Origin of the sequence: Streptomyces erythrochromogenes, from assembly GCF_040684695.1 — a bacterium.
Classification (GTDB): Bacteria; Actinomycetota; Actinomycetes; order Streptomycetales; family Streptomycetaceae; genus Streptomyces; species Streptomyces erythrochromogenes_C.
On the sequence record NZ_JBFBGM010000024.1, the window covers coordinates 18,555 to 32,426 of the forward strand.

The window sequence follows — 13,872 nt, forward strand, 5'->3', positions numbered from 1 at the left end:
GAGGCCTCGGAGCGGCCCTGTCAAATACCCCCCTGGGTATTTGATGGGGAGCGGCCCGTCACTCCGCGTGCGGACTCCCCCCGGCGCCGCCTGTTACAGGACCCCGACCCCGTTCGGCGCACCCCGCGCGGCACGGCGCGCATGAGCTGCTCATCCGGGCCTTCCGCGTCAACCCGCCCGTGACTCCTGCCTCTTACAAACGAGGGTTACGGACATGTCCGCATTGAGAAACACCGATCACCGGATGTGGCGGTCTGCGGCGGTACGGGCCAGAGTGTGGCTCCCCGGCAGGACGCCGGGAACCGCACGGAGCCCGGCCCGTTCGACCACGACCGGGCCGGGCCGGACGCGGACAGCAGGCAAACAGCTCAGCCGACCCGGGAGGTTCGTGTGGAGTCCTGGCAGTGTTCCCCGTCAGCGGATACGGTCCCTCGGCTGACCCTCGACCCCTACCGGTTCCCGGGGGCCGATCGTGCCGAGTCCCTGTCCTGCGACGACGCGCCCCAGGAGCCGTTCGACAGCAACGGCCCCTCTCCCCTGGGCGCGGCGGATCCGCAGGCGGGGCGAGAGCCGTCCGGCTCCCGCCCCGCCCCGTCCCTGAAGCCCTGGGACCGGCGGCGCCTGGACCTCCATGCGGCGCTGACCGCCGTCGGCGTCCCACCGCTGCCCGGTGACATGGCGGCCATCCGCACCCTGTCCGCGCTCGACGACACGGTCAACGCGGCCCTCGTGCGATGGATCACCGCCAGCCGCTGATCGGCTGCCGGGCCCGGCCGATCACTCCTCCTCGGCGCTCTCCGACCGGCCCTGCGCGCGCTTGGTGACCACGGCCGCCGCCGCGAGGGCACTCGCGGTGAAGGCCAGGCCGAGCATCCACCGCTGGTCGAAGGTGTGGCCGGTGGCGTGGTCGAGGGAGTAGCGGCCCGCCCCGGCGAGGCCGATGGCCGCCGCGGTGAATCCGAGGAAGGCCGGGTACTCGAATCCCCCGCCCTGGGCGAAGAAGCCCGCCGGGGCGTGGACGGAGACGGCACCGGCCATGGCTCCCGCCGCGGCGGCGCCGGCCGCCGGCGTGGCCAGGCCCAGTACGAGCAGTGCCCCTCCCCCGGTCTCCCCGAGTCCCGCGGCCAGCGCACTCTGCCGGCCCGGGGTGAAGCCCATGTGCTCCATCGCGGCCGCCGTCTTGTCGAGGCCCCCACCACCGAACCACCCGAACAGCTTCTGCGTACCGTGCGCCATGAGCACCGCTCCGGTTCCGGCCCGCAGGGCCAGCAGAGCGAGGTCGCGTCGGTTGATACAGCTCATCGAAGTCTCCCTGGAAGCGGTGGCCCGGTCGTGGTGCGGCGACGACATCCGTATCCCGTCGGGGCGGCGGCGACCCCGCGCCGGTCCGCAAGTCCGCCGATCGGACCTCCGCCCGGCGCGGGGCGGCGCGGAAACCCCCGGGTGGGCCGGTCAGGGGGTGGTGCGGATGCCTCCCCGCCAGACGGCGGTGGGCGCGGCGAGCGCGTGGACGTCGCGCGTGGGATCACCTTCGGTCAGCAGGAGGTCCGCCCGCAGACCGGGGGCGATGCGGCCGCGGTCGGTCAGGCCGAAGTGGCGGGCGGGGACCGCGGTGGCCGCGGCGAGGGCCTCTTCCGGGCCGAGGCCCGCCTCGGTGAGGAGTTGCAGTTCCCGGTGCAGGGCGGCGCCGTGGGCGGGTGCGAACGGGTTGGCGTCCGTCCCGGCGAGGACGGCGGCGCCCGCCGCGTGCAGGGCGCGCAGTGCTCCGACGGCGTTGGCGAGGTCGCCGGGGTGCGCACAGCCGCCGGGCGCGGGCGTGCGCCGGGCGGTGAGCGTCTCGAACCATACGAGGGTGGAGACGACGAAGGCGCCCTGCGCGCGGATGCGTTCGGCCAGCCGGCGCGATCGCGGGTCCCCGGGCGCGAGGTCGGCCCAGACGTGGGCGAGGCCGTCCACGCCGGCGTCGAGCGCCCGGTGCGCCTCGGCTGCCGTGATCGCGTGGGCGACGACCCGCAGGCCGGCCGCGTGCGCCGCCGCGGTGAGTGCCTGGGCGACGGGCAGGGTCATGGACGGCAGGTCGGTGTCGTGCGTGGCGCCGTCGTCGATGACGAGCTTGAGGTAGTCGGAACCCTCGGCCCGCCGTGCCGCGACGAAGGCGGGAGCCTGTGCCGGGTCGGTCACGAAGTCGAACTCCGGTATGTCGGCCGGGTCGAGGACGTCACCCGGCAGGTCCTTCAGGAGCTGGAGCGGATGTCCGCCCGGTGCGGTCGCCAGGATGCCGGCGCTGCGCAGGTCGGCCACGTCGTCGCGGGCGGCCGCGAGCCGCCGGTGACGGGCCAGCGGGCGCGGCGGGCAGAACATGTCGAGTTCGGTGGTGACGCCGTGGCGCAAGGCCTCGGCCAGGCTGCCGTCGAACACGTGGGTGTGGGCGTCGACGAGTCCCGGCAGCAGGGTTCCGCCGCGGCCGTCGAACTCGGCGTCGAACGGGCCGTGGGCGCCGGAGCCGACCTCGGTGACGAGTCCGCCGTCGAGCACCACCTCGTCGGTGGTCGTGGCGTCGAGGGTGCGTTCTCCGTCGAACACGCGGACGTTGTGGATGCGGGTGCGAGACATCGGGGTCTCCTCCTCCTGCCGTGGGTCCGGGAGGCTTTCCTCTCCGGATGCCGTATCCGAGGGGAGGACCGGCCCGGACTGTGACATCGGGGCCGCGATCTGTGTCCCGGCTCACAGTCGACCGGTCCGTGTCACATTCGGGGGCGGGAGCGGGCTCTTGGGTGCGGAGAGAGGGAGGACACCCGTGCCCACGAAGCCCATGACACCCACCGCGGACACCCCGGCCACCGCGGCCACGACGGTCACGACGTCCACGACGGCCGACTTCGTCACCGACCAGTTCCTCGGACACCGCGAGCTGCTGTTCTCGGTGGTCTACAACATGCTCGGCAGCATCGCCGACACCGAGGACGTCCTGCAGGAGGCATGGCTGGCCTGGTCCGCCCGCAACCGCCGGCCGGCCGCCGGCCCGGTGGACAACGTCCGCGCCTATCTGGTGCGCATCGCCGTCAACCAGGCCCTGGCCCGGCGCGCGGACATCGGCCGCCGCCGGGAGGCCTACGTCGGGCCGTGGCTGCCCGAGCCCCTGCTCCCGGGCGAGTTCGACGCGGTCGGCAGCGGCGCGGAGCGGGCCGAGGCGCTGTCCATGGCGGTCCTGGTCGTCCTGGAGACGCTGTCGCCGCTCGAACGCGCCGTGTTCGTGCTGCACGAGGTGTTCGGGTTCCCGCACACGGAGATCGGGCTCATCCTGGACCGCTCACCGGCAGCGGTGCGTCAGCTCGCCACCCGCGCGCGGCGCCATGTGCGCGAGCGCCGCCCGCGGCACCGGCCCGTACCGGATCTGCACGCCCGGGTCACCGAGCGGTTCGCCGAGGCCGCGCTGGGCGGGGACCTGCGGGCGCTGATGGAGGTCCTGGCACCGGACGTCACCCTGTGGACCGACGGGGGCGGCAAGGGCCCGGCGGTCAGCCTGCGGCCCGTGCACGGCGGCGAGCGGGTGGCCGCCGTGTTCGCCGCGGTGGCCCGGGGCCTGCCCGCGGCGGGGCTGGACATCGGGTACCGGTGGGTGGCCGGCGACCCGTGCGCGCTGGTCCTCGGCGGTGACGGTCCGCTCGCCGCGGTGATCGTGGACCTGACACCGGACGGCGGGCGGATCGCCGCCGTCTTCTCCATCACGAACCCGGACAAGCTCGCCGGTGTCCCCGCGCACCGCGCCGGGCCCGGCCTGCCGCTCCCCTGACCGGGGCGAGGTCAGCGGGCGGCGCCCTCGTCGAGGAAGTGGCGGACGTCAGCGGCGAGGGACGCCATCTGCTCCCCCGCTTCCAGCCGTGTGGTCACCGATGCGCTCCAGCCGCCCGCGTCGCGCCGCCAGGGGCGCAGGGTCCAGGTCAGGTCGACGTACCCACCCGGCCCGAAGGCCGCGGACACACCGAGGTCGCGGTCGTCGCTCGTCCAGCACCGTTCGCCGTCCCAGCCACGGAAGTCCGCGGCCAGCTGCTCCAGGAACCGGGCGAGACCACGGCCGTCACCGATCCATGCGACGGCGTCGTCGAGGCGTGCGCGCATCCCGGGCGCCCGCACTTCGACCGCGTAGTGCACGCAGTGGCCGTCGGAGCTGTGCCGGTCGTGGAAGCCGACCCGCACGGACGCGTTGTCCTGGCAGCGGACGGCGACGTGAGGCGGCTCATCGGAGCCGTCGTTCTGGGAGATCACCGGGAAAACCTTAGGTCAGGGCGCGCCGGCGCCGTCACGCGCGCCCTGCAGCCAGACGTAGGCGACCGGCTGCGCCTCGTTCCAGGATGCGGCCAGGCCGGGGGCGACGGGCGCGAAACCGGCGCCGCGGTAGCATCGCAGGGCCCTGTCGTTGTCCGGGTGGACGCGCATGAAGACGTCCTGGTAACCCGCTGCCACGGCCCGGGCGAGGAGTGCCCGCACCAGCTCGCGGCCCCGGCCCGTCCCCCGGGTGTCCGGCGCGACGATGATCCGGGCCAGCTCGACCTCGTCCTCCTCGGCGTCGAACCACAGCTCGCCGTAGGCCACGGCCCTCCCGTCCTCGACGAGGACGTGGGCCCGGACGTCGGGGTCCCGCTGCCAGTCGGCGACCGTCCGCGCGGACACGGGAAACTCCTGCCGGCCGCACCACAGGGCGACCTCACCGGCCGAGGCGGGCCAGCCGGCCACCGTGGCGGCGTGCACAGCGGCGAAAGGGAGAAGGTCCATACCCGTAGATACCCGTCGATCCGTCCGGAGCCATGATCTGGCAGTCGCCCCCCGAGCCGGGAGGCAGGCCGACCCTACGTGCACCACACGGGCCGGCGCACCCCCTTTCACGTGCACGTTCCGGGTCCGGAGAGCGGCTGCACCGCGCCCACAGGGCGCGGGAGGGCCGACGCGTTCACACTGGCAGGACGACGAGTGCAGTGCGCTGCGCGCAGTGCGGCAAGGAGGCCGGATGAGCTGGGCATCATGGACCACTCGCGGGATCTTCGCCGGCCGGGACGGAGTCATGACCGGCGAGGAGGGACCCGTCCTCACGGGTGAACTCGACATCCACACCACGTGGACCGAGGTCGACGGTCTGGCGCACGTCACGGTGCAGTACAGCGGGGCGTCCGACTGGCTTCCCCTTGCCGGAAGCCCCGTCCCGTGCCCCAGTGAGGAGGCGAGCCGCGCCCTGCACGAGGCGGTCATCAATTCCGTACGCGCGGGGGCGACGCTGCCGCTGAGCACCGGCCTTCCCTGAGCGGGGCGTCAGGCCGCCGCGGTCGCGCTCCTGCGGGCCGTGCGGCTCCGGCGTTCCTCCTCGGTGAGTCCGCCCCACACCCCGTACGCCTCACCGGTGCTCAGCGCGTGCCGCAGGCACGCTTCGCGCACCGGGCACCCGGAGCAGATCTCCTTCGCCGCCTCGTCGCGGGCCGCGCGGTCCTCACCGCGTTCTCCCGCCGGGTGGAAGAACCTGCGCGAGCCCAGGCCCCGGCAGGCCGCTTGCGCCTGCCACTCCCAGTGGTGTCCGGCCCGGCCCGGGAGTCGCGACACGTCGGACATTGCTTGCTCCTTCCGTGGGATGGTGATGACGAAGGCTCGCCTGCTCACGATCCGGCGGATGAAACGTCCGTCGCGACGGCCGGGCCCGCCGGCCGCAGTGGGGTGGTCTGCGACCGGCGGACGTCTTCTCGGCCCTGCCCCGCGGCGCCGGTTACGCGGCGTCCGTCATGCGGGCGAACACGACCACGTTGCTGTCGTAGTAGTGCTTCTTGGGGTCGAAGTCCCCGCCGCAGGTCACCAGGCGCAGGCCCGCGTGGTCGAGGTTCTTGTAGACCTCCAGCGTGGGGAACTCCGCCTTCGGGTACTCGCCGACCCGGTCCACGGTGAACGTGACCGTCTTGCCGTCCTTGCGCGTCACCTTGATGGTGTCACCGCCCTTCATCGTCTTCAGCTTCTCGAACACCGCTGATGCTCCGTTCCACGTGACGTGCCCTGCGATCACGGCCGGTCCCTGGGAGCCGGGGGTCGGCCCCGGCTCGTACCAGCCCGCGAGCGCGGGGTCCTTCGGGGTCTGCATGGTGCCGTCGGGGTTCTGCCGCAGCGTCTCCAGCGTGCTGGTCAGGCCCAGCGAGGGGATCGCGATCTTCTGCGGCTCCGACCGGGCGAGGGCGGGTCCGGCCTTGGCCGCGCCGCCGCCGGTACCGCTCTGCGACGTGTCCGCGGGTGCCGCGGCGCCGTCGCCCGCGGGAGCCGGCGCGCCGGGAGCGGCGGCGCCGGGCGCCCCGGCCTGCCCCTGCGGGGCGGGCGGCTTGACCGCGTTCTGGCCTCCGCATCCCGCGAGGAGCAGGGCGCCGAGGGCCGCCGCCGCCAGGGGGCCCGCGGTGCGGCGCCGGGGCCGCGACCGCACCTTGCTCGTACTCGTGCTCGTACTCGTATTCGTGCTCATGTCGGGCGCGGGGGTCCGCTTCACGCGCCGCCCCCGGTGCTCTCCCGGCCGGTGCGGACGGCAACGGGAACGGCGGACGCCCGCTTGCGGGAGAGGGCCACCGCACCGGCCGCCACCGCGAGCACGGTGATCGCCACACCGTCGCGGACCGTCACGGGCACGGACGTGCTCTGCGCCGCCTGCTCGGAACCGCCGCCGGTCTCGATGGCTCCGACCGGGAGCGACCCGACGGCCGCGCCCTTGACCTCCCCGCAGTTGGTCGGGGCCGTGGCCTCCTGGGGAAGCTTCGGGTCGAGCTCGCTCTTGCCGGCCCCCTCGAAGTCGTACTTGCCGTTCTTGTTGCGGTCGATGCCGTGCTGCACGACGTGCAGGTCCTTGATGTGCTCGACCACGTCCGGGCCGACGGTCAGGGTCCGCTTGTAGGAGACCTTGCCCTGCTTGTCGGCCTTGGGCATGCGTTCCACGGCGAGACCGCTGGCGGGGTTGGTGTCCCCCGTCGTGGTGAGGGAGATGTTGATGTCGCCGTAGTCGTGCGTGGCCTCGGTGTTGCTGAGGATCCCGTCGCGGTTGGTGTCGTCGGTCGCGTCCGGGCACTTGAAGTCGTGCCCCTTCGTGGAACCGTGCAGGTGCTGGGCCGACGGCTGTCCGGGCACCATGCCCTCGGATTCGATCTGCACGGTCAGCTGGTTCCCCTTGAGGCTGAGCATCACCGTGCCGCGGGAGCCCGACTTGTTCAGCTGCGCCAGGTCGATCTGATACGCCTTTCCGCCCTCCGCGAGAGCTGGTCCCGAAAGACCGAGGGTCAGGAACACGGCGGCGGGTACGGCGGTGAGAACCACGTGGCGACCGGCGCGCTTGACTATCACATTCGCTCCTGTTCCGTGGATCCCCAGGACGGGAATCGCAGATCGTGCGGGGTGGAAACGAGCCCCCGGTGAGGGCTTCGTTCCTTCTTCGGCGCCCCAACGCCTTTGGATGGGTGTCTGTTTGAGAATTTTTCGGCTCCCACTGCTTCCGGCAGCCTTCCCCCGGTCATCCAGATGCGTGACATAGCATCGGCCAGTGCGGGAAATCGGGCGGCCTCGCAGAGCATCACCGAAAGCACGAGCATTCCGTGCGCAGTGGATTTCGGATCGCGGTTGCGGTGCAGCCACATGACCGCGTCGCCCAGGGGGCGCCTTCCCAGGAGGATCCCCGTACGCCGCACGCCCGCGGCCGTCTCGAGGTCCCGTCGCCGGCCGCCGAACGGCAGTTCCTGGGTCCGGCGGATCCCCGGCGGGGCGGCCGCGTCCCGTACGTGGCGCACGTACGCCTCCGGCGGCGCCTGGCCGTTCTCGAAGGTGTTGCGGAATCCGATGATGCGAGGGCCCGCGTCCTGCAGGCGGAGCTCGATGTAGAGCTCGATGAACAAGCCTCGGAGCTGAATGCGGAGGGGGAGGTGGGATTCCCGCCGGAATTCGTCCCGGGATCCTCCCCCGCCCCCCTGGCGGGCCATGCTAAAAATACCGTGAGCATCTGCGGCTCTCGACCGGATGGTCGACGTCAGGAGCCGGTACTCGTCCACCGATGCGTACGCCGAGGAAAACGACACGGGTTTCAGCATGGCCGCCTGCATCAGGTGGAGGAGCCGGTTTCCGGACTCCTCTGAAGTAATCTGAACGGATCCGTTTCGACCTTGCTGTACTCACGCACGCGCATCCACCGCCTTCGACATGTACCGATCGCCGACGGGTGACGTGGTCCCCATCGCCGGATTCGGTTTCGGTTTCGGTTCGGTCTCGACCTTTGTAGTCCTCCCGGCGGCGGCCGGGCGAATAGTTGGCCTCTGATGCCAAAAAATCGGCGCGCGGTCCCGGCGTGCGGAACGGGTGTTCAGTGGTCCCGGCCGGCGGCGGCCGCGCCCCCGGCCGCCCGTTCCAGCACCTCGAGGACGGTGTCGCGGAACAGCGTGGTCTTGTAGCCGGTCTGCGGCAGCGGCCGGCAGCGGCTCAGTACGGTCTCCGCCGCCGCGGCGAGGGCCGAGGGGGTCGCCTCGCGGCCGATCAGTGCCGCCTCCACCTCCGGCAGCCGCAGCGGGACGCGCGCCACCGCGCCCGCCGCGACGGCGACGTGCGTGACGACGGCTCCGTCGAAGGCGAGCCGGGCGGTGGCCTCGACCAGGGGCCACTCGGCGTGGGCCCGGCTGGTGGCCCGGTGGCAGGCGGCGCGTTCGCCGGGCAGCGGTGCGGGCAGCCGGACCGCGGTGAGGATGCGGTCCGGCGGCAGCAGGTGGTCGGCCCGGTGGAGCTGCTCGCCGTCGCCGTACAACGCGGCGACGCTGCGCGGCGCCTCCTCGTGGATCTCCGCCTCGGCGTCGTAGGTGAGCAGGGCCATCGCGAGGGTGGACGGGTGCGGGGTGATGCAGGGGCCCGCTCCGCTGACCACGCCGAAGTGGTGGTCGCCCTCGCGTGCGGGGCAGCCGGCACCGCCCTTCTGCAGGCAGCCGACGTGCGGGTTGCGGAAGTACCAGCAGCGGTTGCGCTGCAGCAGGTTGCCGCCCAGGGTGCCCGCGGCGCGGATCTGCGGGGTGGCCGCGGTGGCGGCCGACGCCGCGAGGGCGGGCCAGCCGGCGCGCACCCGGGGGTCGGCGGCCAGCGCGGCGAGGGTGGTCAGGGCGCCGATCCGCAGCCCTCCGTCGGGCAGCACCGTGGTGCCGCGCAGGCCGGCGGCGCCGTCGAGGTCGGTGAAGGGCCCGGTGGAGACGCCGCTGCGCTGCCGGGCGCCGGTGTCGGTGCCGCCGGCGCGCAGTTCGCCGCCGCGGGCCCGTACGGCGTCCGCGAGGCCGGTGAGGTCGGTGGGATCGGGCTCGGTGCTCACGTACCCAGTCCTTCCAGGAGCCGGTCGGGGCGGATGGGCATGTCGTAGGGTCGCCAGCCGGTCGCGTCGTGAACGGCGTTGGCCAGGCACGCCGCGGTGGGCAGGGTGGCGATCTCACCGAGGCCGACACCGCCGCCGGGGACGTGCTCGAAGCCCTCCTGGTGGAAGTGGACGGTGATCTCGGGGGTGTCGCCGATGCCGGGGATGCGGTAGTCCTCGAGGTTCTCGGTCAGCACCCGGCCGGTGACCGGGTCGGCCCGCCGTTCCTCGAACAGGGCGTAGCCGATGCCCTGGACGACGGCGCCCTCGCACTGGCTGCGGGCCAGCCGGTCCTCGTGGATGCGGCCCGCGGCGACGCCGCTCCACACGCGCAGCGGGCGGATCCTGCCGAGCCTCGTGTCGACCTCGACCTCGGCGACCTGCACCGACCCGGTGAAGCCGCGGCCGATGGCGATGCCGCCCAGGGTGAAGGGGGTGACGTAGCCGCGGCGGTCGCGGGGGCGCCGGCCGGTTACCCGTACGCCGTGCGCCGCGTCCAGCCGGGAGGCCACGTCGGATCCCCCGAGCGCTTCGCGCAGCCGCGCGGCGGCGTCCGCGGCGGCGGGCACGAGGGAGGGGGTGGTGCGGCTGCCGCCGGAGGTGGGGCCGTGGACGGTGTCGCTGCGGCCGACCTCGGCGCGCACCCTAGCCTCCGGCAGGCCGAGGGCGTCGGCGACGGCCCGGCGCAGCACGGTCCGCGAGCCGGTGCCCATGTCCTGGACGGCGCAGCGGGCCACGACGAGGCCGTCCTCGACGGTGAGTTCGACCTCGGTGACGGGGTCGAGGAAGTACAGCCAGTTGGCGGCCGCGACGCCGACGCCGCGGCGGTAGCGCCCGGTGCCGCCGCGGCGGCCCGTCCAGACCGGAAGGGCGGCGGCCCAGTCGTACAGGGCCTGCCGTTTGGGGTTGCCGTCCCAGCGGCGGCGCAGCGCGATGGGGTCCTGGCCGAGCCGGTGGGCCATCTCGTCGACGGCCTGTTCCAGCGCCCAGCACATGGTGGGGCCGCCCGGCCCGCGGAAGGGGGCGCCCGGGGGCCGGTGGGTGACCGTGTCGAAGTCGCGGAGCCTGCGGGGTGCCGTGCCGTACATGAACCGGGCCAGGGCCGCGACGGAGCCGCCCACCGAGACCCCGCCGTCGCTGTCCGCGTCCATGGCCAGGGCGCTCAGGTCCCCGGAGGCGTCGGCGGCCATGGCCAGCCGGATGCGGGTGCCGGGCCGGTATCCGCCGTCGGTGAGCTCCTCGTCCCGGTCCAGTACGACGCGTACGGGGGCGCCGTGCAGCCGGGCGAGCTCGACGGCGGCGACGACGTCGGAGGTCAGGCCCATCTTGCAGCCGAAGCCGCCGCCCACGTGGACGGCCCGTGCCACCACCCGTTCGACGGGAACGCCGAAGCGCTCGGCGGCGAGCTCGGCCACGCGTTTCACCGACTGCGTGGACACCTGGATGTGGAGGGTGCCTTCGGCCCAGTGGGCGAGGCAGGCGTGCGGTTCGAGGGGGGTGTGGGTCTGGGCGGCTGTGGTGAACACGCCTTCCACGACCCTTTCCGGGTGCTTCGCGCGTGCTTCCTGGATCCGGCGCACGGCGGCGGCCGGGCGTTTGCTCATGGCGGACGGGCCTCGCAGGTTGCCGCGCCAGCGGGCGGGGACGAGCTGGGGGGTCTCGCCCGATCCGGGTGCCCGTTTGCGCGCCGCCTTGTCCTCGTAGACCAGGGGGCCCTCGCCGGTGCGGGCCTGGCGTACGTCGAGGGCCGCCGGCAGCACCTCGTAGTCCACGACGACGCGGGCGGCGGCGGCGCGGGCGGCGGCCCGGTCCGGTGCGGCGACCGCGGCGACCGGCTGTCCGACGTAGCGCACGACGCCGTCGGGTGGCAGGAGCGGCACCAGCGGGAGGTCCCCGGCCTCCAGGGAGCGTACGTGCGCGTGGGCGTGCGGCGAGCGGATGATCACGCCTTCCAGCAGCCCCTCGGGCTGCAGGTCGGTGGTGTAGCGGGCGGATCCGCCGGTCTTCTCGGGGGCTTCGGCGCGCGCGGCCGCCGTCGTCCGCCTGCCGGCCGCGTCCGTCGGTACGGTGTCGTGGTCGCCCGCGCAGGCCGCGGCCACGGCCCGGTGGATGCCCTCGTAGGCGCCGCAGCGGCACAGGTGCCCGGCCAGGGCTTCGGCGATCTGTTCGCGCCCGGGCGGGGTGGAGCCGTGCTCGGCGCGCCACCGGTCGCAGAACGCGGCCGCCCCGACGATGAAGCCGGGGGTGCAGTAGCCGCACTGGAGGGCGTCCTCGGCGGCGAAGGCACGGGCCACGGGGTGGCCGGACAGGCCCTCCACCGTCGTCACGCTCCGGCCGGCCAGCCGGGCGGCCGGGGTCAGGCAGGACACCCGGGGCTCGCCGTCGACCTGGATCGTGCAGGCACCGCACACGCCGCCCGCGCAGACCAGTTTGGTGCCGGTCAGTCCCAGGCGGTCGCGCACCACCTCCACGGCGGCCGGGTCGCCGTCGACGTCGACCGTTCGCCGGGCACCATTGACCTCGAACTCCACGAGACGTACTCCTCAGCCGCGGGGTGGTGACCGCCGGAGCCTCGCGCTCACCTTCACGCTCCTTGATAGCCCGCCGCCGGGGCCGGCGCAGTGCGGCGCTCGTCCGTTCGGGTAAGCGCCCGGACGGTACGGGGTGGCGGGGCGCGGCCCCGAAATCCGCTCCTGGGGGCGTCACAGCGCCAAGTAGCATCCCGGGATGCCGAACATCAGGACTCTGACTCCCGACGCCGGCCGGATCGACGCCGACGGGCTGCGGGCCCACGACGCCGACCGGCTCGCGCGGTGCGCCGTCGATCCGGGGCAGCCGTGGTGGCGCCGGAAGGCCTGTGCGGAGGCGCTGGCGGGCCGGGTCCCGCAGGCACGGGTGGGTGAACTGCTCGCGTGCGTCCGCGACACGGAGGACAACGGGACGATCCGCAAGGTCCTGCTCGGCCTGCTGTCGGACCGTGCCGAGCTGCTGCCCTGGCTGCGGCACGAGGACCGGCGGCGCGAGGAGGCGTACGGCATGCCGGAGGCCGTCCTGCGGGCGCGCGGGGCCCTCGGGGACCTGACGGCGGCGGCCGAACTGGCCACCCTCGCGTTCAGCCCCTGGTGGACCCGGAGGGCGGTCGGTGAGGCCGGGCTGGACGCGCTCGTGGATCAGCACGGGACCGCGGCGGTGCTCGCCGAACTCGCGGGCGGGAGGCCCGAGGACCGTGCCACGGCCGTACGCATGCGGGACCGCGCGGGCGAGGACGTCACCGACGCGCTCGCCGACCCCGACCCCGGGGTGGCCCACCTCGCCCAGTCGCTGCTGACCTCCCCGGACCGGATCCGCGCCTACCTCGCCGCCGGGGCTCCGACGGCCGACGCCGCGCTGTGGGCGGCCTACGCGCTGTACCGGCTGACCGACGACGTGGAGCCGGCCCGGGCCGTGTACGAGGCGCTCGGGCGCCCCCGGGTGGAGGTGGAGGGCCTGGACGAGGAGCTGCGCCGGGCGATCGTCCACGAGTACGGGCCCGAGTGCGAGAAGCAGTCCGACCCGCGCTGGCGGATCGAGGCCCTGTGCACGGAGCCGCCGCCTGCGCCGGACGAGGAGGGGCGGCCGGCGCGCGCGACGGCCGCGCTGGCGGCGGCGGGGCTCACGCCGCGTCCCCCGCTGTCCTGCGGCGAGGCACACCGCCAGGGCGGTGGCACGTACCACGTGATCGGGTACGGGGAGGGCGGCCGGAGCGAGGTCTTCATCAGCACGCTGGGGCCGTTCGCCGGCGGCCACGAGGACGACCCGGCGGCACGCGCCGCCCTGGAGGCGGCCGGCTTCCGCTGGATCGACGGCCCCACGGGCGCGGTCCGGGTCACCGGCCTGGGCGTCTACTACTTCGGCGCCCGCGAACCCCTCGACGTCAACACGCTGCTGTTCTACTGGCAGGACTGAGGGCTGCGGGCTGCGGGCTGCGGGCTGTGTCAGGCGGGCTGCCAGAGTTCGATGCGGTTGCCCTCGGGGTCGGTGACCCAGCCGAAGCGGCCGACGCCGGCCATGTCCTGCGTCTCCCCGGCCACGTCGGCGCCCTTGTCGCGCAGTTGGGCGAGCATCGCGTCCAGGTCGCGTACGCGGAAGTTCAGCATGGTCTGCTGGGCCGAGGCGCGGGGTCCGAAGTAGTCGGTGTCGGATTCGAACGTCGCGAACACCGTCGGCCCGGTCTCCTGGCGCCAGAGGCCGTGTTCGTCGGCGCCCAGGCCCAGGCAGTCGCGGTACCAGGCCGTCAGGGCCGCCGGGTCGGCAGCCCGCAGGAAGTATCCGCCGATTCCAAGTACGCGTTCCATGGCGCCATCCTGCCAGGGCGGCGGCCGGGCGGGCCCGCACCACACGCTGCCGCCGGCGGCCGCGCCCGGGGACGGTCGTGCGGCCGGCACCCCGTCACTCCCGTGCGGGCCGGAACGTGCGGACGACGTGGCCCGCCGGCGGCGAGCGGCCGGCGGGCC

Annotated in this window: 15 protein-coding genes; 4 read left to right on the top strand and 11 right to left on the bottom strand. The window is 74.1% G+C overall.

The genetic code is table 11. The features are described 5' to 3' along the window. Positions 1–390 precede the first annotated feature (390 nt). Positions 391–756 (top strand): hypothetical protein, encoded by a 366-nt coding sequence (locus tag AB0O53_RS28775; RefSeq protein ID WP_365199451.1) that lies wholly within the window; start codon positions 391–393, stop codon positions 754–756. 21 nt (positions 757–777) lie between these two features. On the opposite strand, the gene AB0O53_RS28780 is transcribed toward AB0O53_RS28775, so the two are convergent. Together AB0O53_RS28780 and AB0O53_RS28785 are read right to left on the bottom strand one after the other, a co-directional pair. After that, positions 778–1,302: a DoxX family protein gene (locus AB0O53_RS28780; RefSeq protein WP_365199454.1), complete on the bottom strand. Its 525-nt coding sequence runs from the start codon at positions 1,300–1,302 to the stop codon at positions 778–780. A 150-nt stretch (positions 1,303–1,452) separates the two neighbouring features. Further along, entirely contained in the window at positions 1,453–2,613 is a 1,161-nt protein-coding gene (locus AB0O53_RS28785; RefSeq protein ID WP_365199456.1) for an amidohydrolase family protein, read from the bottom strand. A 199-nt stretch (positions 2,614–2,812) separates the two neighbouring features. Between AB0O53_RS28785 and AB0O53_RS28790 the strand changes: the two genes are divergently transcribed. Next, the gene (locus AB0O53_RS28790; protein ID WP_435886689.1) at positions 2,813–3,793 is read left to right on the top strand and encodes a sigma-70 family RNA polymerase sigma factor; all 981 of its coding nucleotides are present in this window, start codon (positions 2,813–2,815) and stop codon (positions 3,791–3,793) included. Positions 3,794–3,804: 11 nt separating this feature from the next. Here AB0O53_RS28790 and AB0O53_RS28795 read toward each other — a convergent pair whose 3' ends face one another. Both AB0O53_RS28795 and AB0O53_RS28800 read right to left on the bottom strand, forming a co-directional pair. Next, the gene (locus AB0O53_RS28795; protein ID WP_365199462.1) at positions 3,805–4,266 is read right to left on the bottom strand and encodes a DUF6228 family protein; all 462 of its coding nucleotides are present in this window, start codon (positions 4,264–4,266) and stop codon (positions 3,805–3,807) included. A gap of 15 nt (positions 4,267–4,281) precedes the next feature. Further along, on the bottom strand, positions 4,282–4,773 hold the full coding sequence (locus tag AB0O53_RS28800; protein ID WP_365199464.1) for a GNAT family N-acetyltransferase: 492 nt from the start codon (positions 4,771–4,773) through the stop codon (positions 4,282–4,284). Positions 4,774–5,005: 232 nt separating this feature from the next. Between AB0O53_RS28800 and AB0O53_RS28805 the strand changes: the two genes are divergently transcribed. After that, entirely contained in the window at positions 5,006–5,296 is a 291-nt protein-coding gene (locus tag AB0O53_RS28805) for a hypothetical protein (RefSeq protein WP_350997094.1), read from the top strand. An 8-nt stretch (positions 5,297–5,304) separates the two neighbouring features. Here the strand turns inward: AB0O53_RS28805 and AB0O53_RS28810 are convergent, their stop codons facing one another. The 6 genes from AB0O53_RS28810 to AB0O53_RS28835 form a co-directional block, all read right to left on the bottom strand. After that, the gene (locus AB0O53_RS28810; protein ID WP_350997097.1) at positions 5,305–5,598 is read right to left on the bottom strand and encodes a WhiB family transcriptional regulator; all 294 of its coding nucleotides are present in this window, start codon (positions 5,596–5,598) and stop codon (positions 5,305–5,307) included. A 151-nt stretch (positions 5,599–5,749) separates the two neighbouring features. Continuing rightward, positions 5,750–6,484: a class F sortase gene (locus AB0O53_RS28815; RefSeq protein WP_350997100.1), complete on the bottom strand. Its 735-nt coding sequence runs from the start codon at positions 6,482–6,484 to the stop codon at positions 5,750–5,752. A gap of 20 nt (positions 6,485–6,504) precedes the next feature. Beyond that, on the bottom strand, positions 6,505–7,350 hold the full coding sequence (locus tag AB0O53_RS28820; protein WP_350997103.1) for a hypothetical protein: 846 nt from the start codon (positions 7,348–7,350) through the stop codon (positions 6,505–6,507). After that, positions 7,347–8,099 (bottom strand): ribosome-inactivating family protein, encoded by a 753-nt coding sequence (locus AB0O53_RS28825; protein ID WP_350997106.1) that lies wholly within the window; start codon positions 8,097–8,099, stop codon positions 7,347–7,349. Before AB0O53_RS28825 ends, AB0O53_RS28820 begins: the two co-directional genes overlap by 4 nt. A gap of 257 nt (positions 8,100–8,356) precedes the next feature. Then, on the bottom strand, positions 8,357–9,340 hold the full coding sequence (locus tag AB0O53_RS28830; RefSeq protein WP_350997109.1) for an FAD binding domain-containing protein: 984 nt from the start codon (positions 9,338–9,340) through the stop codon (positions 8,357–8,359). After that, positions 9,337–11,910, bottom strand: a complete 2,574-nt coding sequence (locus tag AB0O53_RS28835; RefSeq protein WP_365199469.1) for a molybdopterin-dependent oxidoreductase — start codon at positions 11,908–11,910, stop codon at positions 9,337–9,339. The genes AB0O53_RS28830 and AB0O53_RS28835 overlap by 4 nt, the downstream gene beginning before the upstream one ends. Before the next feature lie 196 nt (positions 11,911–12,106). Here AB0O53_RS28835 and AB0O53_RS28840 point away from each other — a divergent pair, with 196 nt between their 5' ends. Then, positions 12,107–13,324: a hypothetical protein gene (locus AB0O53_RS28840; RefSeq protein ID WP_365199472.1), complete on the top strand. Its 1,218-nt coding sequence runs from the start codon at positions 12,107–12,109 to the stop codon at positions 13,322–13,324. A gap of 29 nt (positions 13,325–13,353) precedes the next feature. Here the strand turns inward: AB0O53_RS28840 and AB0O53_RS28845 are convergent, their stop codons facing one another. After that, the gene (locus tag AB0O53_RS28845; protein WP_350997115.1) at positions 13,354–13,713 is read right to left on the bottom strand and encodes a VOC family protein; all 360 of its coding nucleotides are present in this window, start codon (positions 13,711–13,713) and stop codon (positions 13,354–13,356) included. Positions 13,714–13,872: the final 159 nt, after the last annotated feature.

Coding starts and splice junctions, on each gene's coding strand:
- AB0O53_RS28780 (WP_365199454.1), bottom strand. CDS start 1,302: ATGAGCTGTATCAACCGACGCGACCTCGCTCTGCTGGCCCTGCGGGCC.
- AB0O53_RS28785 (WP_365199456.1), bottom strand. CDS start 2,613: ATGTCTCGCACCCGCATCCACAACGTCCGCGTGTTCGACGGAGAACGC.
- AB0O53_RS28790 (WP_435886689.1), top strand. CDS start 2,813: ATGACACCCACCGCGGACACCCCGGCCACCGCGGCCACGACGGTCACG.
- AB0O53_RS28800 (WP_365199464.1), bottom strand. CDS start 4,773: ATGGACCTTCTCCCTTTCGCCGCTGTGCACGCCGCCACGGTGGCCGGC.
- AB0O53_RS28805 (WP_350997094.1), top strand. CDS start 5,006: ATGAGCTGGGCATCATGGACCACTCGCGGGATCTTCGCCGGCCGGGAC.
- AB0O53_RS28810 (WP_350997097.1), bottom strand. CDS start 5,598: ATGTCCGACGTGTCGCGACTCCCGGGCCGGGCCGGACACCACTGGGAG.
- AB0O53_RS28815 (WP_350997100.1), bottom strand. CDS start 6,484: ATGAGCACGAATACGAGTACGAGCACGAGTACGAGCAAGGTGCGGTCG.
- AB0O53_RS28825 (WP_350997106.1), bottom strand. CDS start 8,099: ATGCAGGCGGCCATGCTGAAACCCGTGTCGTTTTCCTCGGCGTACGCA.
- AB0O53_RS28840 (WP_365199472.1), top strand. CDS start 12,107: ATGCCGAACATCAGGACTCTGACTCCCGACGCCGGCCGGATCGACGCC.
- AB0O53_RS28845 (WP_350997115.1), bottom strand. CDS start 13,713: ATGGAACGCGTACTTGGAATCGGCGGATACTTCCTGCGGGCTGCCGAC.